This is a genomic window from Vibrio sp. Vb2960, from assembly GCF_033337665.1.
GTDB lineage: Bacteria > Pseudomonadota > Gammaproteobacteria > Enterobacterales > Vibrionaceae > Vibrio > Vibrio alginolyticus.
The window spans coordinates 277,547-296,542 of the sequence record NZ_JAWORD010000002.1; the positions used below are offsets into that span (position 1 = coordinate 277,547).

The 18,996-nt window shown below is 45.2% G+C and carries 12 protein-coding genes and 1 pseudogene; 10 read left to right on the forward strand and 3 right to left on the reverse strand.

Annotated elements, in window-relative coordinates; all coding sequences use genetic code 11:
• Positions 1-287: 287 nt before the first annotated feature.
• Genes R7O03_RS03255 through R7O03_RS03275 form a run of 5 tightly spaced genes read left to right on the forward strand, consistent with a single transcriptional unit; the run spans position 288 to position 8,743 of the window.
• The gene (locus R7O03_RS03255) at positions 288-2,285 is read left to right on the forward strand and encodes a prolyl oligopeptidase family serine peptidase (RefSeq protein ID WP_318131462.1); all 1,998 of its coding nucleotides are present in this window, start codon (positions 288-290) and stop codon (positions 2,283-2,285) included.
• Positions 2,286-4,427 carry a TonB-dependent hemoglobin/transferrin/lactoferrin family receptor gene (locus R7O03_RS03260; RefSeq protein ID WP_238975567.1) on the forward strand — a complete coding sequence of 714 codons (2,142 nt, stop codon included), beginning with the start codon at positions 2,286-2,288 and terminating at the stop codon, positions 4,425-4,427. It begins immediately after the preceding gene.
• Between the two features lie 9 nt (positions 4,428-4,436).
• Positions 4,437-6,689 carry a proprotein convertase P-domain-containing protein gene (locus R7O03_RS03265; RefSeq protein ID WP_238975565.1) on the forward strand — a complete coding sequence of 751 codons (2,253 nt, stop codon included), beginning with the start codon at positions 4,437-4,439 and terminating at the stop codon, positions 6,687-6,689.
• 25 nt (positions 6,690-6,714) lie between these two features.
• A complete protein-coding gene (locus tag R7O03_RS03270; RefSeq protein WP_318131465.1) occupies positions 6,715-8,166 on the forward strand; it encodes a DUF1566 domain-containing protein in 1,452 nt (483 codons plus the stop codon).
• A 1-nt stretch (position 8,167) separates the two neighbouring features.
• On the forward strand, positions 8,168-8,743 hold the full coding sequence (locus R7O03_RS03275) for a DUF1566 domain-containing protein (RefSeq protein WP_053307911.1): 576 nt from the start codon (positions 8,168-8,170) through the stop codon (positions 8,741-8,743).
• Positions 8,744-8,851: 108 nt separating this feature from the next.
• Here the strand turns inward: R7O03_RS03275 and R7O03_RS03280 are convergent, their stop codons facing one another.
• Positions 8,852-10,495, reverse strand: a complete 1,644-nt coding sequence (locus tag R7O03_RS03280) for a methyl-accepting chemotaxis protein (protein ID WP_318131467.1) — start codon at positions 10,493-10,495, stop codon at positions 8,852-8,854.
• Positions 10,496-10,825: 330 nt separating this feature from the next.
• Here R7O03_RS03280 and R7O03_RS03285 point away from each other — a divergent pair, with 330 nt between their 5' ends.
• The 5 genes from R7O03_RS03285 to R7O03_RS03305 all read left to right on the forward strand — a co-directional run bounded on the left by R7O03_RS03285 (position 10,826) and on the right by R7O03_RS03305 (position 16,827).
• A complete protein-coding gene (locus tag R7O03_RS03285; RefSeq protein ID WP_005375153.1) occupies positions 10,826-11,647 on the forward strand; it encodes a phosphate ABC transporter substrate-binding protein in 822 nt (273 codons plus the stop codon).
• A 100-nt stretch (positions 11,648-11,747) separates the two neighbouring features.
• Positions 11,748-12,680, forward strand: coding sequence for a phosphate ABC transporter permease subunit PstC (gene pstC, locus R7O03_RS03290; RefSeq protein WP_005375154.1), 933 nt, complete (start codon positions 11,748-11,750; stop codon positions 12,678-12,680).
• A gap of 22 nt (positions 12,681-12,702) precedes the next feature.
• Positions 12,703-13,566 (forward strand): phosphate ABC transporter permease PstA, encoded by an 864-nt coding sequence (gene pstA / locus R7O03_RS03295; protein ID WP_005383923.1) that lies wholly within the window; start codon positions 12,703-12,705, stop codon positions 13,564-13,566.
• Between the two features lie 60 nt (positions 13,567-13,626).
• Positions 13,627-14,376, forward strand: a complete 750-nt coding sequence (pstB, locus tag R7O03_RS03300) for a phosphate ABC transporter ATP-binding protein PstB (protein WP_005375156.1) — start codon at positions 13,627-13,629, stop codon at positions 14,374-14,376.
• Between the two features lie 327 nt (positions 14,377-14,703).
• Positions 14,704-16,827 carry a GGDEF domain-containing protein gene (locus tag R7O03_RS03305; protein ID WP_170889984.1) on the forward strand — a complete coding sequence of 708 codons (2,124 nt, stop codon included), beginning with the start codon at positions 14,704-14,706 and terminating at the stop codon, positions 16,825-16,827.
• Between the two features lie 128 nt (positions 16,828-16,955).
• Here the strand turns inward: R7O03_RS03305 and R7O03_RS03310 are convergent, their stop codons facing one another.
• Both R7O03_RS03310 and R7O03_RS03315 read right to left on the reverse strand, forming a co-directional pair.
• Positions 16,956-18,602 (reverse strand): BatD family protein, encoded by a 1,647-nt coding sequence (locus R7O03_RS03310; RefSeq protein WP_318131469.1) that lies wholly within the window; start codon positions 18,600-18,602, stop codon positions 16,956-16,958.
• A gap of 4 nt (positions 18,603-18,606) precedes the next feature.
• A pseudogene (locus tag R7O03_RS03315) lies at positions 18,607-18,996 on the reverse strand (hypothetical protein); the annotation flags it as partial.

The window sequence follows — 18,996 nt, forward strand, 5'->3', positions numbered from 1 at the left end:
AATCCGAGTGTTCGCACTCGGATTTTTTATGTCTATCGCTAGGTGAAATAGCGTCTTTCCATACTCACTCGTTTGTCAGCTTTTATATTTATCTGGTTGTATATAAACAGCATAGAACGCTAATTTAGGAAGTTATTAAGTTTTATTACCTCGGTCAAAGCAAACGTTTTTCCTCACACACTAGATAAAAATCGCACATGATTATGAAAATGATAATTGATCTCATTTTTATTTAAGGGCAGAATACGCGCCATTGTATTAATCCTATAAATGAATTCGCTCTCTATATGAAATTTACTCATGTTTTTTTAGGGCTCATAATTACCTCTAGTTCTGGCTTTGCTGCTGATGATTTCAACTGGCTTCGAGATGATGCTCGTAAAGATGAGCGAGTTCTTACCTACCTAACAGAACAAAACCACAAAACTGAACAGCACCAAAAAAGTTATCAGACGTTGACAAAAAACCTACTCACGCAGTGGGATACCATGGTGGCAGACAAAGGTGATAAGCCATGGTCGATCGTGAGTGGAAGAGAATGGACGCTAACGCGTCGCGATGGTCGTTACTTACTGTTATCCCGTGCGAGTCAACATGCACCAGAAAACGTGGTGTTCGATTTCGATGAACGACAATCTGCGCATCAGTACTACCAACTTGGTCAATGGCAAGTGAATGGTGACACGCTACTTTTCACGGAAGATATCGACGGCAGCGAACAATATCGTGCTGTGGTTGTTGATTTACTCTCCGGTCAATCTACGGAACTGGCGACGCACGTCGATAGTGGCGTATTGTTGTCACCTAACGGGAAAGTGGCATTCCTCGTTGCAAAAGAAAAGCGCACTCAGCGACCTCATCAGATCTTACGTATCTCCACTGAATCTTTGGCAAAAACAGTCCTATGGAATGAACCCAAGTCAGATTGGTTACTTTCTTTCTATCGTGCGGCAGATAGCCGTTATGCTGTGCTGCAAAGCAACAACGAGTCAACAACAGAGCAGAAGCTTGTCGACCTAGAAACGGGCACTGTCTCAGATTCATTGCGAAAGCCTGAAGTGGGTGTGGAATATTACGCGGATGTGGCGAAAGGTTACATTTATCTGAAAAGCAACCTTGAAGGAAAGTTCGCCCTTTACCAAGCCGAACTCGCACCGCTTGGCGCAACATGGCAACGCTTTACCAATCCTCGTGAGCCGCTTGAACAGTTCTACCTTTATGATGCAGGAGTTGTGGCACTTAGCAAGCCAAACAATGTGTCGACTTTGACGGTGTATTCTTACCAAGGTCAGGAAAAAGTGATACTGCCATTGGAACACGATGGTCATGTCGCTTGGCTAAGCACGTTGGGCGATTTTGAATCAAACAAGATTCGTATCCGAAGCATGTCGATGACTACGCCTCCTCAGTGGGAAGAGTTCGATGTAAAAACGCTGAATAAATCCTTGTACTCTCAAGATGCTTACCAAGACTTTGATAGTCAGCGTTATGTATCCCAACGTATTTTTATTAAGCACGACGGCGTTTCTGTCCCGGTCTCTTTGGCGTATCGCAAAGACAAATTGCACCCACAATCTCCTGTGATGATTTACGGTTACGGCGCGTATGGTTTTACGATGAAACCGTACTTTATGCCTCAGGTTATCAGTTTACTCGACCAAGGTGTGATTTACGCTATCGCCCATGTCCGTGGCGGTGGGTACTTTGGCGATGAATGGCACGAGCAAGGCCGTGGTGTGCGAAAAGCCAATTCTATTGGTGATTTTGTCGCGGCCGCGAAGGCGCTGCAAACATTCGAACGTGGCAATAGAGAGGTTTTCGCCATCGGTTCTAGTGCTGGTGGCACGTTGGTGGCCGGAGCGGTTAATCAAGATCCTAAATTGTTTTCAGGTGTCGTACTTAAAGTGCCTTTTGTTGATGTGGTTGCAAGTATGTCGGATACCTCACTTCCGCTTACCACACAGCAGTATGGCGAATGGGGTAACCCAACCAAACCTGAACAATTGGCGTTAATGAAGGCGTACGATCCGATTCTCAATATCCATAAAGACGCTTACCCACCCATGTTGGTTCAAGTCGGTTTAATCGATCAGCGCGTGCCATATTGGGAAGGCGCAAAGTATCTCGCTAAAGTTTCAGCGTTAAGTGAGCGCAACGGGCCGTACTTGTTGCAAACTGATTTTAATTCGGGCCACCAAATGGACCCACGACAAGCGCAAGAACAACAAGCAAAAGAATACGCATTTCTACTATCACTCATTAAAACATCTAAAGCGGAGCAGTAAATGAAGCTTACCCCAGTGTCAGCGGCAGTACTTTCGGTACTTGCTGCCAGTCAAGTGCACGCCGAATCTAAGGTTTTCTCAATGGAAGAGGTGGTGGTAACCGCCAATAAAATCGATCAGCCATTGTCAAAAGTGGCAGGTAGTGTCGCGGTTATCACAAACGAGCAAATCGAAGAAAGAGGCGAGACCGAGCTATATGACGTGCTGCGTAACGAACCTGGTGTAAGCGTGACGGGCGGTGCAGGACGTCCGCAAAACATTACCATCCGTGGTATGACGGGTAACCGCATTATGATCGTTCGTGATGGCATTCGTTCTGCGGATGGCTTCGGTGCGAATGACATTAATGATGCCGTTGGGCGAGATACTTTTGATTTATCCAATTTTGAATCGCTGCAAATCATTAAAGGGGCAAGTTCTTCGGTGCATGGCTCTGGCGCGATCGGCGGTGTGGTGATTTTAGAATCCAGTCAGCCGGGTGATTTCTTAAAAGACAAAGACTTCTACACCGATGTTTCCGGTACTTACACCGATATCAGCAACAAGTACAAAGGCACGAGTAATCTAGCTTTCCGTTCCGGTGATACAGAGAGTTTGTTTAACGTTTCATACTGGCAAGGACAAGAGACACGTAACTTTGATGAAGATTTGTATAACCGCGACCTCGATGGTTACAGCGGTGCTTATACGATCAACCACTTTTTCAATGAAGAGGTGATGTTGAAAGCCAAAGCGGAACTCTACACCCAGAACCAAGAGCGTTTGGAGGGTTCACCGTCCATTCAACCTGATGGAATTTGGCATATTGAAGACTTTGCTGAGGATGAGACCACAGAAGAGTACAGCGCTTATATTGGTGCAGAGGTGACTCCGATTAATCCAACTTGGTTCGAAGAGTTGGATACCAAAGTTTACTGGCGTCACACCGAAGTGGTGGAAGACACCAACCGTTTAATGCGCCAAGTGGATCATAATGGTTTGATCACCAAGCGTCGCGAGCTGGAACACAAAACCTTCATTGACGAAACAATTGGCTTCCGTGGCGATTTCACCAATACGATTTATGCAGCAAATGCTGAGCACCAATTGGCTTACGGTGTTGAGCTTTCTACAGACTATTACGAACGCACAGATAGCGACTCCAAGATTGATTGGAACGGAGTAACACCTTCGACCAAACAACCTTTCGCTCCTGCTCGTGCTTATAACATTGGCTTGTATGTCCGAGACATGGTGGAACTGGATAAATGGACCATCACAGGTGGCCTACGCTTTGATGCGCACCGTCTCACGCCAGACGGTGCGGGTGAAGTGGGCGGCTTCCCATTAAAAGACATGGATAGCTCAGAGGTATCTCCAAGTCTGTCGGTTTCTCGTGAAGTATTTGCCAACAACATTGCTTATGTATCTTATAACCATGGTTACCGTGCTCCGGAATACGATAAAGCGTATGGCTTCGTAAGCCACGACTTTGTGCCGCTCACGCCGTTTGTCATTGCACCAAACATGGATCTAGAAGCTGAAACTTCCGACTCATTTGAAATCGGTAACAAGTTCGATAACGGTCGTGCGTATGTCTATGCGTCTTTGTTCTACAACAAGTTTGAAAACTTCATCGACGTTGTGACCACGGGCTTTGACTCAAGCAATGGTAATTACATTAAACAATACCAAAACCTCGATGGTGTCGAGACGTATGGTGCAGAGCTTTCTGCAGGTTACGCGATCACTAAGCGATGGAACATCAGCACCAAGTTTGGCTACGTAGATGGCAAAGATGCGGAAGGCGAATACGTTCGAAGCATTACGCCATTCGAAGGTAACGCTCAACTGAAATACGCCAACCAAGACTTCAATGCTTACGTGGCTTGGAACTGGGCCGCGGCCATGGATCGCGTTCCTAAATGCCAGACCACGCTTGGTCTAGCGACAGAGTGCGCGCAGACAAGTGCGTGGAATACGTTTGATATTGGCGCAACTTACCACGTTTCCAAAGACCTTCGTGTTAGCGCAAACATCATCAACCTGTTCGACAAAGAATACATCCGATACCAAGACGTAGCGGGTATCGCTGAGGAAAGTAAGCGTTACTCAACTGAGCCTGGGCGCTACTTCACGCTAAATGCAAAATACGAATTCTAGGACGAAATCATGAAGCTAAAACCATTGGCGTTTTCGCTGCTTATTGCTTGTACCCCTGCGGCACAGGCTGCAGAGTGGGATTATCCCGCAACGGACTCTGTGGTAACGAATGAAGCGCAAGCGAAAACTTATCTAGACAGCCACTACTCGGAAGCGGGCGAGTTTAAGTTCCGTTACAAAACCCAGTCTCAGCTTGGTGAGCATTACAATTTTGATGTTTGGGTAAACGGTGAATATCAAGCACAGCGCACCCTCGTAGTAACAACCGATAAAAATCATCACGTTGTGCGAGTGTTTAAGAGCCTTGAAGATACGATCATTCGTAACGGCAAACCAACAGTTGCAATGGAATTGGAATCACCTCGCCAACTGCAAGCACAAGAGCCACCTGCTTTGAGCTCTGGAAGTCTGGTTGATGTTGAGGTTTCTTTGTTCAACCCAGATCTTCGCACCATGCAACAGCAAGCGGCACCAGAATCGACGTGGTCAGCACTATCCGATTACCCTCAGCCGATCGAGTACGTCACCAAGCCGATTGAGGTTTTACAGTCCGGCGGTAAGTTCTATTTGTCTAACCCAAGATTGAAGCAAGTGGATGCGACGGGCTTATTTGCAGCCCCGACACCTGGTGAAGCGCCTGTACTTGATACGTTGGGTTTTCTCAGCGCAGAAGGGGTTCAAGCATTTGACAGTGTTGATGAGATGCAAAGTACCGAGTTTGGTGACAATGCGTTTCCACAGTTGATGGCTTTTTATCATCTTGATAGCTCGATCCAATATCTGACAAGCCTGACTTACGATTTGTTTGATGAACCGCTTCGTTTTGATGCTCGCGGTTTATCAAAAGATAACTCTACTTACTATTACGGTCCGAAAGCACTCATGCTGGGTGTCGGTGGTGTTTCTCCGGATGCAGTCGATGCTGATGTCGTGATACACGAACTTGGGCATGGCATTCATTATCAAATTGTACCGGATTGGGCGTACGGTCACACTGGTGCTATCGCAGAAGGTTTTGCTGATTACTGGGCGGGCAGCGCGAGCTACCGCACTCAATATTTGGATGCTTCGCGTCGTGGTCAAGAATTCGAGTTAGATACGGTGTTCAACTGGGACGGTGTGTTCGGAACACGCAAAACAACTCGTAGCTTATGGAACCAAAGAGCTCGTTACTTCGAGGGTTCAGAGTATCCAGCGCACGTTAGTGTGGGCGGTGAACTAGGCGACGAGTTATGGTCAACGCCACTGTTCCAAGCACTTAAAGCATCGGTTGAACGATACGGTGATGATACCGATAACGTGTTCCGCGAGTTTGACGCCATTGTACTTGAAGGCATGTACGGCATTGGTCGTGGCGTGAAAATGCATGATCTGGCGGAATCGACCGTGTTTGCCGCAAAAACTTTGTTCCCAAATAAAGACTACGCCCAATTCCTGACGGACAGCTTCAACAGACACAACTTACTTAAAGCGCCTCTTCGTGTTCGCTATGACGCTCGATACATCGCACAAGGTCAAGACGTTGGTTTGAGCCTGAGCCAAACTGGCCGCGAAGCGAGCATCAAAGGACAATGGCAGCTAAACAACGCATCTGTTTTCGACTTTGATGAAACGCTTTCTGACTCGACCTCAATGAAGGTGGCGTTACCAAGCGGTCTAACATGTGGCACGCAATTCGATTCCTCTATTTCATTGGATTATCAATTTGCTGAAGGCCTAAAGACTCACCAGTGGAGTGAAAAGGTGATGCTGGTTAATGGTACGCCAGAGCTCGATATCCAGCCTCAATCAGTGAATTCCGCTTTACCGGAGCAGGGCGACAGACTGTTCTCTCAGACGCTATCGGACAAGTCACGCACGATTGATGATTCGTTTGCGGTTTACCTGAACATCGAACATGACTCACTGCAAGATCTGCAAGTGACGCTAGTGTCTCCACAAGGCAAATCGGTTGTGCTACTTAGCCATCAATCAAGCAATACCAAAGGATTTAAAGGTTACTTCACCGCTCAGTATGACGAGGAGTTACAAGCACTTGTCGGTCAACCGAGTTGGGGTACTTGGCGTCTCGAAGTGTCTGACCGCGTGTCAGGGAACTCTGGGGTGTTGAAAGAGTGGGGTGTGAGTCACTTTGCTCAGTATCAGTGTAGTGCTGATACCACTAAAGAAAGCAGTGGCGGTGGTTCAGGTGGCAGTGGTTCGCCTTGGACCTTGTTAGGACTTTTCCTGCTTTCAATGGTGAGAGTGATTCGCTCTCGTTAATTAAAATCAAAAGAAGATAAAATCTATGAAGTTTCAATATTCTTTCGTTGCTATGTCACTAGCCCTTGCTGGCTGTGGCGGAGGTTCTGGTGGTGACACGTCGGCACCGACCTATGATGTAGCTGGCACCATCGTTTCTGCAGGTACACTTCTTGATACGCCAGTCTGCATCGATTTAAACCAAAACTACGTTTGTGATACTACTGAACCGAGTGCTAAAACGGATAATGCCGGTAAATTTAGCCTGACTTCAAGCGACAAAAACGTACTAACCAGTACCATTCTTGCTCAAGTTGATCAAGGTTCAAACCAAACGTTGCGTCTTGCGGCTCCGGGCCAAAATTTAGCAACGGGCAACACGGTCAATGGTGTAACAACGTTGCTCGCGGGTCTTGTAATTGACGGTAAAACCGTTGCTCAAGCTGAAGAGATTGTGAAAGCACAACTCACCGATGCCGGTGTTTCTCTGTCTGGAACGGTAATGTCTAACGCAGAAGCCAGCGAGCTAGATAAGCTAGAGCAAAACACGGTTGCACTATTAGCTGCAATGCAGCCACAACAAATGACCCAAGGCGTAGCGCTGCTTGCTCAAAGCCTTAGCTTCCAGGGTAAATCATTGGCCTCTGATCTTCTGTCTGAAGTGGAAGTGAGTGCATTTGCTGAAGAAATTGTAGCGGTTGCTGAACAAACGGTTGGTAGTAACGATACGGGCGCCGTTCTTTATTTTGCTGAAGGAGCAGCAGACGTAGCAGAGGTTCAAGCGTCTTACCCTGGTCAAGATGCGGAATACGGCTTCGATAAAGAGGACAAGCAAACGTCGACAGGCGCTGGCTTTAAGTTCGTTAAGCTAGATTCACAAGGTGCAGCTTTAGCTGCAGATGCGACTGAGTGGGCTTGTACTATGGACGAGCGTACTGGTCTTGTTTGGGAAAATAAGAGTGCGGATGCGAGCTCGGTTCAATTTAAAGATCGCCTATTTGCGTTTGAGTCTGAAACATTTAAGCCATTTAGCAAAGATGTAGAGCTTGCAGGTTGTAAAGACGCTGGTGATGAAGTTTGTACCACTAGCCAATATGTTGAGTACATAAACAAACAATCGTTATGTGGAATCACTGGTTGGCGCTTGCCTACTTACCGTGAAACATATGACTTATTAGACTTTGGTGAACAAACACTGTTCGCTCCGAACGAGGAATATGCGCCACACAACGTGTATGGTTTCAATGTTAAATACTTCCCACAGCAAACGATAGGCAGTCCTTATTTAGAGTATGGTGCGTTTTGGCATAGCGACTTTACGTTTGTGAATACATCATCACAGCTCGTTGATGCTGAGGTTTATTTTCCTGCAATTATCTCTCGGGGCGTAGATAGAGGCACTATTTCACTCGTCGATATTCGCTCAAGCAACACAAGTGCAGACGCCGATGACTCATACCAATTCCCAATCCGTCTAGTAGCAGTAAAGGGCCAATAAGATGAAGAAATTAATAACTGTACTATCTCTTGCTTTGGCTTCTCAAACTGCAATGGCTGCACAAGAGTGTTCTACTGACTTTGCTAAAACGGCACCTAACACGCGTTATACATATTCTGATAACGGTACCGTAACTGACTTAAAAACAGGTCTTACATGGATGCGCTGTCCAGTTGGTATGACATGGAATGTAGGAAATCAAGAATGCCAGGGGACGCGATCTACAATGTCATGGCAACTCGCTCTCTCCACAGCCAAACAAATTCGTAATAAGGACGGCAACCATCCTCTTCACAATTTTGCTGACAAAAAAAATTGGCGACTAGCAAATATCAAAGAGCTGGTATCTCTAACTGAGCGAGCTTGCCACAGCCCAGCCATAAATAGTACAGGGTTTGCTAGCGGCTATAGTCTGACAGATGGAGATGATGTTCTAGGGCGTTATGTCTGGAGCAACACACCTAATGGCGACGGTAAGCATGTTGCAACTTTTGATACGACTAATGGTGAGGTTTTCAATAGAGATCCGTTAAACTCAAGTTTCAAAAGTTCTCTCTTGTTAGTGACAGATGAATAATAATTATTACGTTAATAAGGGTTGATAGCTTTGCCTTTATAATAAGCTCCGCCAGTGCGGAGCTTTTTCTTTTCTAACCTTTGGAACTTATCGTGTTGAGCAGAGAATTTAAACTTGGAACTGCTTAAGCTGATGTTTTTGGTTTTCCGCTAAGCCAGAAAGCTCTTGAGCGGCAGCGGCGGATTGCGTAATGCCAGTGACGTTCTGGCTCACTAGTTCATAGATATTCGTTAAGTTGTTGTTGATATCAGCCGTGACCTGTTTCTGCTCTTCTGATGCGGTTGCAACTTGAGTGTTGATTGAGTTCAGATCGGCGATAGCATTACTGATATTAGCAAGTGATTGGCTAACTTCTTGTATCAGAGCTTGGTTGTCTGACAACATGGCTAAGCTGGAATGCATACTTTCATTTGCGTGACCAGATTGTTGCTGTAGCTCTTCTATAATGGTTTGGATCTCTTTGGTGGACTCCTGAGTTCGCGCTGCCAGCATACGTACTTCATCGGCCACTACCGCAAAGCCTCGGCCACTTTCGCCCGCTCGTGCAGCTTCAATCGCTGCATTCAGTGCAAGTAGATTCGTTTGCTCAGAAATACCTTCAATCACTTCGATCACGCGACCAATGTGTTCTGATTGTTCTTTTAGCGAAGTCACGACGGCAGCGGCTTCGTTAAGTTGTTCCGCCATCTTTTCACTTGCGCGAGTACTTTCCCCAAACATGCTTATACTTTGTGAGGTTAACGTACGTGCTTGATTTGATGCACTATCGGCTTCTTGTGCATTGGTCGATACTTCAGCTGCGGTCGACTCTAGCTGATTGATCGCCGAGGCTACTTGCTCAACTTCTTGCTTTTCTTGATCCGAGTTGACGCTGCTTTGAGTCATAACAGTTGCTAACTCGGTTGATGCTGATGCCACATCTTCACTAATGCGAACCAATGCGCTTACAGTTTCACGCAGTTTTTCTATGGTCTGGTTTACATCTCGAGCCAGCTGAGACACTTCGTTTTTCCCGATGGCTTCGGCCTTAACTAGTAGGTTTCCCTTCGCGACTTCCTGCATCGTTACTTGAAGGTTACGAATCGGCGCAACGATGTAGCTGGCGAGTACCCAACTAATAAGTGAAGCGGCACTCAAGATCACCGCAAGCGAGACGGCGCTGTAAGTTAGCGTGGTTGAATGTTGTTCGCCATTCGTTTCGACTTCATCGGTGACGATTTGATTCAATTGTTTAGATAGTTTGTCGATGGCGTTGATCATCGCTTCGCCAGCTAATCGATACTCAGCCATTGCAGATTCGTACTTTTGATTGAAATCAGAGGTGGTGTAATCAGAAGAGTGTTTAGTGGTGAGCAGAGGTGTCATGGTAACGCGAGTGAAATCAACATAGTGATTCATGGCCTTACGCATAGCATTGACTTCATTTTGAACGCCAGGGAGATTGTCGATGGAGTTAAGAAAATCGCGGTTTTTGTTTTGTCGCTCAGAAAGCTCTTGGTTGAGAGACTGAACATCTTCGGCTCTAAATAGACTATAAATGGCTTTGATGCGCATGGCGTAAGTGTTGTCTACGATGCCGCTAATTTCCTCTTTGTGAATGATTAGCTTATGGGTGGAAGCCGAAACCTTATTGAATGCTTGATCGAGTTTACCGATTCCGACACTCAGTCCAATGATGAGTAATATAACTGTGAATAGAACAGGCAGAAAAACCTGAAGTTTAATAGAAAGCGTACTAAGAAATTGACGCATGAGATTGACCCTCTATCGGTTTGATTATTATCTTTTTTATAAATAAGCATTTCGATTTTAATTGTTACATTCGCCAAATCAATGAGTTACTCATATCTAATTGTTATGAAATGTACCAAAATCGATGGGGTTATCATCTTGAACATGAGGCAACTTATAAAAACGTTACGTTCAAATTGAGAGAGGGATAAGTCGCGGAATTAATAGTTAGAAATGACAACGTGTCATAGAGGGTTCAACTAAGTGAAACACAACTGTCATATTCAAATTCTAAAGTGAGCACCGTTCAAGTGAAACACAACGGCAATAAAGCCACTTAAGGAAATTGTGATGAAAAAGACAGTAATCGGTGCAATCGCACTTCTAGGCGCAATGGCAGTGACTCCTGTTTCTGCTAAAGAAACTATCTCTGCAGTGGGTTCTAGCAGCGTAACTCCACTGATGGAAGTTTTCTCTGAAACGTACATGAAGAAGAACCCTAACGTATTTATCGAAGTTCAAGGTCCTGGTTCTTCAGCTGGTGTAAAAGCAGCGAAAAATGGTTCAGCAGACCTTGGTATGTCTTCTCGTAATCTAAAAGACTCTGAAAAAGAATCAACACTAATCGAAGAAGTGGTTGCTCGTGATGGTATCGCAGTGGTTGTTAACCCACAAAACAAACTGCCAGGTCTAACAGCCGAGCAAGTGACTGCAATCTACAAAGGCGAAGTATCAAACTGGAAAGAAGTCGGTGGTGCAGACAAGCCAATCGTAGCCATTACTCGTGACACGGCTTCTGGTACTCGTGGCGCATTTGAAGACATCATGTCTCTAAAAATGAAGATTTCTGGTAAGAAAGTATCAGCTATCTCTCAACGTGCTCAAGTTGCAAACGGTAACGGCGCACTGAAAACAATGGTTGCATCTAACCCATACGCAATCGGCTACATTTCTCTTGGTACTGTAGACAACACTGTTAATGCGCTAGCAATCGACGGCGTTGATGCAACGGTAGCTAACGTTAAAAACGGTTCTTACAAAGTAGCGCGTCCATTCCTTGTTCTTTACAAAGAAGGCAAGCCATCAACAGAAACGCAAAAATTCCTAGACTGGATGCTAACTGACGAAGCGCAAGCGCTAGTTGACCAAAAAGGTTACATCTCAGTTAACTAATCCCATTGGGACTCTAAAGTTTGCTCAGCCCAACGTTTAGGGCTGAGCCTTTTCTATCCATTGTGTTCAACGGCATTGCCCAGAACCGTGAGATTTTTAAATGACCATCGCAACAAATAGTGAAAAGCTTATGAATACTGACGCTAGAGCTATCAGCAAGTCAGGCCTACGCGAGAAGCGTCGTGTAGACTGGAAAGAGCGCATCTTCCACGGCTTGTTCCTAACGAGTGCCGTAATCGGCATTGTTTCATTAGCCGTTATTGCATACTTCATCGTTCGAGAGAGTATTCCGGCATTCCAAGAAGCAGGCGTATCGGGCATTGTCTTAGGACAAAACTGGTTACCACCTGCGCTTTACGGTGTCGCCACCATGATTGTGGCATCTATCGTATCGACGGCTGGTGCTGTCATTGTTGGGGTTCCAATTGGTGTTCTGACCGCCATTTTTATCGCTGAAATCGCACCAAAGCGATTAGCAGACATTATCCGTCCAGCGGTTGAGCTGCTAGCCGGTATTCCTTCAGTGGTCTACGGTTTCTTCGGTCTGGTTATTATCGTTCCATTGATTCAGAAGGTATTTGATGTACCTGCAGGTAACACTATCTTGGCCGGTATTATTGTTCTTGGTGTGATGATTCTACCAACAGTAATTACGGTATCTGAAACGTCTATCCGCGCTGTCCCTCGTACTTATAAAGAAGGTTCTTTGGCACTGGGCGCATCGAAAATCTACACCATCTTTAAGTTGCTCGTTCCAGCGGCTCGCTCAGGCATCATGACAGGTGTGATACTGGGTATCGGTCGTGCGTTGGGTGAGACCATGGCGATTATCATGGTTATGGGTAACGCGCCGGCAATGCCAGAAGGCATCCTTGATTCGGCTCGTACACTAACTGCAAACATCGCTATTGAAATGTCTTACGCAAGTGGTGTTCACGCGAACGCACTTTACGCTACAGGTGTAGTACTTCTGGTCTTCATCATGTCGTTGAACGCTGTACTACTGTACCTAAACCGAGAAAAAGCGAAGTAATCGCTCGTTAAAGGTGACTATTATGGATCGCGCAAAACTGAAAAAAGCACGCCAGTTCAAAGATAATGTCTTTAACGCATTTGTCTGGATCTCGGCAGCACTAACGGTAGGTTTTTTGTTCTGGATTATCTGGTACATCCTATCAAACGGTCTACAACACGTAGATTGGAACTTCATTACTGATAACTATACGCGCACAGGTGAAGAGCATGGTATCTTCCCAATGATTGTGGCGACCATTTACATGGTTATCGCTTCTATCGCAGTGGCAGCGCCACTCGGTATCATGACGGCAATCTACTTGACCGAATACGCGAAAGTGGGTAGTCGTTTGGTGAAAATCATCCGATTCTGTACCGAGTCATTGGCGGGTATCCCGTCGATCATTTTCGGCCTGTTTGGTATGACTTTCTTCGTGGCGATTCTTGGCCTTGGCTTCTCGATTCTGTCGGGTGCATTGACGCTAAGTATCCTAATCCTGCCAGTTATCATCCGTACAACGGAAGAAGCGTTGATGGCAGTACCACAAACGTACCGTGAAGGCTCTTATGGCCTCGGTGCTTCTAAGATTTACACTATCTGGCGTTTGATTCTTCCGAGCGCAATGCCAGGTATCTTAACCTCGGTCATTCTAAGTATTGGTCGTGTCATTGGTGAGTCTGCTCCAGTATTCCTGACAGCAGGTATGGTTGCACGTATTCCTGATTCTTTATTGGATTCAGGTCGTACGCTAACCGTTCACCTATACAAACTGACTACCGAACTGTTTACCGTTGAAGAATGGAATCAGGCTTACGGTACGGCAACAGTGCTTATCGTAGTTGTTCTCTTGATCAACATGGTAACGAAACTGATTGCTAGACGTTTTAACACCGCAACTTACTAACAACACTAATTAAGAACGCACGTTAAAAGACACGAATTCAAGAATTAAGAGATTAAGACAATGAACAAATTTGATATTGAAAACCTAGACCTATTCTACGGTGACAACCAAGCACTGAAATCGATCAACTTACCAATTCCAGTTCGCCAAGTAACTGCACTTATCGGCCCGTCAGGTTGCGGAAAATCAACGCTTCTACGCTGTTTGAACCGAATGAATGACCTAATCGAAGGCGTGAAAATTACAGGTAAATTGGCGATGGACGGCGAAGATATTTACGGCAACATTGATGTTGCTGACCTTCGCATCAAAGTCGGCATGGTATTCCAAAAGCCAAACCCATTCCCGATGAGCATTTACGAGAACGTGGCTTACGGCTTACGTGCTCAAGGTATCAAAGACAAAAAGACAATTGATGAAGTGGTAGAGCGTTCGCTGCGCGGTGCTGCACTTTGGGATGAGGTGAAAGATCGCCTTAAATCACACGCATTCGGTCTTTCTGGTGGTCAGCAGCAACGTTTATGTATTGCACGTACAATCGCGATGGAGCCTGATGTGATTCTGATGGATGAACCAACGTCGGCACTTGACCCAATTGCGACACACAAAATCGAAGAACTGATGGAAGAGCTAAAGAAGAACTACACCATCGTTATCGTGACTCACTCAATGCAACAGGCGCGTCGTATCTCTGACCGCACTGCGTTTTTCCTAATGGGTGAACTGGTTGAGCACAACGATACGCAAGTGATCTTTAGCAACCCTCAAGACGACCGTACTCAAGGCTACGTAAATGGTGATTTCGGTTAATCCACCGTATTTACAAGCATAACTAAATAACTATAAGCGATGGTAACTTTGCCCCTCTTGATGAGGGGCCTTTTTCTTTTTAAGTCGTAGGCTTAAAACATCTACCAACACAAAAATCTTGTAAATAAGTACAACTTTCCTCCCCAGTTTATAAAGCATGTAACTTATGTGAAACATGGCTTTAAAAGTGCTGAAGAGTTCTCGAATGTAACACTAAGTCTGATAATTTTGCGAATGACTTAACAGCTCAAATTTGAACGTATTGATTGCATATCATGGCCTAAGTAGTTTTTTATCGAGGATAAAAAAGTAGATTAGGTTGGTAGGGTGAGTTTAAGAAGTTTTACAAGAAAAGTGTCTTCAACGAGGGACCATCGGTTGCTAGCGGAGGCAATCTTTGATCATTTAGAGAGTCTGTTCTCCCCTCAAGCCCTCGCTATTTTTGAAGATCCTTCAATTAACCCTCGTCATTCGATGAGCTTCTCTCGCGGAGAGCTTTACCCAACCCAAAACTATCCTGAGACATTCTGGGAGTGGGCAAGTCAGTTTGATACCTCTGAAAGCATCATACCTCTGGCGATCAACACTTGTAACTGGAATCACACCCGAGATTTAGGGGGTGACAGTTACATCATGATGCTCGACAACACGCCTATCAAACGTACCTACCTACTGATTCAATCTGTACATGCTCGCACAGCACATAATATCTATGAAGAAAGTTACGACGCAATGCAACTCGCAGCGGCGCGTTGGCAATGTATTCGTGCTGAAAAAAATGCCTCGAAAGAGATTAGGCACAGAGATATTCGTGAAGCGCAATATGTTGATGAGATTAGCCAACGCGAGCGCTTTATCGAAAATATGAAGTTAGTTCAGCAAGTTGCACTCGAAATCTCTAATCCTGATTCTTTAAAGGACTTGTACTACAAAGCCGTCGAAGCGTTACGTGAACGACTTGGGTTTGATCGCTCTACACTGATGCTTCTCGATATGAAAAAGCGCAGCTTCAGTGGTACATACGGCACGGATGAGTCAGGAATTACGATTGATGAATTTCACACACAATACGATTTACACCAACTTAGCGAGGAGTATATCACCGCGTTATCTAGCCTCGAGAGCAACTTAGTGATTGTAGAAGACGCGCCAATATACACAGCAGGCAAGGTCATCGGGCAGGGCTGGAATGCGATGTTGATTTTACGCGATGGCAATGAACCGTTTGGGTGGTTCGCGCTAGATAACTTTATTCATCGTAAGCCGATAACGGCATATCAAAAACAGATGTTGGACTCGTTTGGTTCACTCTTCTCTCAAATTTACATTCGTAAGCGCCAAGAACAAAACGTACGCATGTTGCATTCAAGCATGGTTGAGTTATCACGTTGCACTACTGTCAGCGGAGTATGTAAATCGGCCGTCACTTTCGCCATTAAAAATCTTGGTATTGATCGAATGGCGGTGTTTTTAACTGATGAAAATTGCTCTTACATGCAAGGAACGTGGGGTACCGATATTCAAGGTAACGTGGTGGATGAATCTTACTTCTTTGGCGAAACCCAAGATTTCTCTCTTATAAATTTGGCTCGCTCAATGCCAAACGAAGTCGCATTTGAAGAATCAGTGCCTATTTATCATGACTGTAATATTGTTGGCTTTGGTTGGGCTGCGATGACGGTATTGACTTCAAATAGCAGTGGTCCTATCGCTTTTATCGCTGTTGATAATTTGCTGACACGTGCGCCGTTAACTTCTCAGTTACGTGAAGTGATTCGTATGTTCGCGTCCAGCTTAGCTGAAGTATTGCAACGTACTCAAGCTCAAGAGGCTATTCGCGAATTAAACGAAAACTTAGAGCTGGAGGTTCAGAACCGAACAAAAGAGTTGGAGGAAGCCAATCGACAGCTTGAGGTACTTTCTAAGCTCGATCCTTTGACGCGTCTTGGTAATCGCCGCATGTTAGAACATGTGATGCAAAAATATTGTGCCCTAGAGTGTGAAGACGACATGTCGTTTGGCCTGATCCTGATTGATATTGACCATTTTGGCTTATTCAATAATCACTATGGTCATCTCGAAGGCGATATCGCATTGATGCGAATTGGCTATATCTTGGATCATCATACCAAAGGTGAAGATGAAGTTTTTTGCCGTATCGGAGGTGAGGAGTTTGCGTTGCTCATGATTGGTTCTGATCAAGAGGAGGTTCGACTGAGAGCAGAGTGCATTCGTCAATGTATCGAGGGCGAGGGGATAAAGCATCGACATAACCCAGAAGGAGAGTTACTTACCGTTTCAGTCGGTTACTCTTGTTATAAAGCGAAAGGCAAAGACTTTAATTTCGACCATTTATATCAGTTGTCGGATAAGGCACTCTATCAAGCGAAGAATCATGGGCGAAATTGTGTAAGGCGATACGAATACGAGCCCCAAGTGTTTGTTGAGTAAGTGATGTTCATAAGAGCAACTTGATAGGGAATAGGTGGCGGTTGGTGCTCTAGATAAAACCGCTAAAGCAAATCTGACCGCATAAGATAATGGGCAGCTCATGAGAGCTGCCATTGTTATCTAGTTATTTATAGCTTTTCGAGTTGGTGGTCGGTTTTCGTTACGTTTGCTTTGCCAAGGTTTTGAATTTTCGCTAGCAGCGAATCAGGGCTCCAAGGTTGTTGGTTGGCACTAAAATACGCTTGATTCATGGCATTAAGCTCTTGCTTAATTGCTTGTACGTCGCCAGGGTTTAGCCTGTCTTGATGAGTGGTTAAATACTCATTTACAGAGCGTTCAATTTTCGCAGCATCGCCCTCTTCGATGACTTTTTTTAGCGCGTCGATGCAAAGTGGTTGTTCAGTATTTGAAACCGTTCCACTCGCTGTTATTGACCGCTTTTTCCATGCCCAAATAGTGATTCCCAATGTCATTATCCAAAGCCCTAAGAAAACAAAGGTTAATGTTCGCCAGAGACTGTTTACATCGCCGCTTGATTCAGGACTAGGGGCTGACACTAAAGGCGCTGAAAGAGGCGATTCCGGCAACGTGATTAGCCCAGTGTCATTTTTCTCTACGTCTAATGTTAGCTCTGGTAACGTTGTTTTCTTCGCTTCATCATTTTGACTGTCCCACCAGTTCAAGTCGTATCCTGGTAAGGTATATTTCCCGGCCTCTGTAGGAATAATGACTTGCTTCACCGTCATGGTAACGGTGCCATCTCTCGCGCTATCGAACTTAGGTTGTTCGGGATACACGCGCAGTGAACTCGGGTAACTAATATTGACTCGTGGCAGATATTCGGCTTGTGTACCGCGAGCCTTAACTTGAATGGTTCGAGTGAGTGAAGAGCCTTGTTTTACTGTGTTGATCGCGTTAGTCGACAATAGATTACCTTGATCGTCTTGCCAGCTCTGTGTCATTTCTAACGCTGAAGCAGGAAGCCATTCACCTTTAAATTCGCTCGGAATCGGTTTGACCGTGATTGGCATGCGTTCCGCTTTGGTGTTGATAGGCATTATTTTGGTTGAGCCCGTCAAGCTGTCGCCATAAATATAAGAACCGGTCAGTTTAGGACCTATCAAGGTATAAGTGCCTGGTTGATTGGCCGTTAAGCGAAACGACTGCTCTATGACCGCTACTTCTAACCCATTTAAGATCCTCTGTCTTTGTTGTAAGCCACCCAGTGCCTCAAGCTTCATGCCTTCAATCTGCGGAGGTACTATTTGCGGGTTATCTAGGCGTCGAGTGTCCGCTTTAATTAGAAGTTGTATACGTAATGTTGCAGATTGCTGAGGGTAGAGCGTACTGTTGTCGACCGTAATATTGAAGCTAAATAGATCATCAAGATTGGGGTCTGTTTGGCTCGCGTTGACACGTAGTTTGATCGGCTCCGTTTTCATGCCATCAGCGGAAAAACTTGGAATAGTCAGAACACCTTCTTTCATTGGTGCAATTGAGATACTCCACTCGGTACGCACTGATTTTCTTCCGTTAATGTTATTGCTAGAGCGGCCATAACGAGGTTGACCTAAGAAGAAGTCTTTCTCTAGAACATTGAAGTCGATTGAGTCTGAGCTGAGCTCAGTATCTGAAATGATTCTGAGGTTAATCACTTCATTCTTGGCTACTTGTGTTTTATTCACACTAGCTTGAAGTGTCTGTGCCATCACCGAGAAACTGGATATTAGGCTGGCCACAAAAATAAAGACCAGTTTTACGCCTTTGTTCATCACAGGCTTACCACTCCTTTTGAGATTGTTGTGGAGGTTGTTTTTGTTGCGCTTGAAGTTGCATTTGCGCACGGATCAAAAAGCTTGGGTCGCGAGCACTTTCTACTGCTTCTAGTCGACGGAACTCAGGATCATCCTGATGCATTTTTTCGGGATGCGCTTTAGCCTGTATTGGTTCACCTTGATCCTTCACTTGCTTGTCATCTCGTTGCGGTTGATGTTGTTCCGTTTTTTGTTTTTCTTTTTTATTTTCAGAATCTTGCTGATTTTGTGACTGTTGTCCTTGCGCTTCTTTCCCTTCGTTTTGAGACTTTTGTTGCTGTTGCTGTTGCTGTTGCTGTTGCTGTTGCTGTTGCTGTTGCTGTTGCTGTTGCTGTTGCTGTTGCTGTTGCTGTTG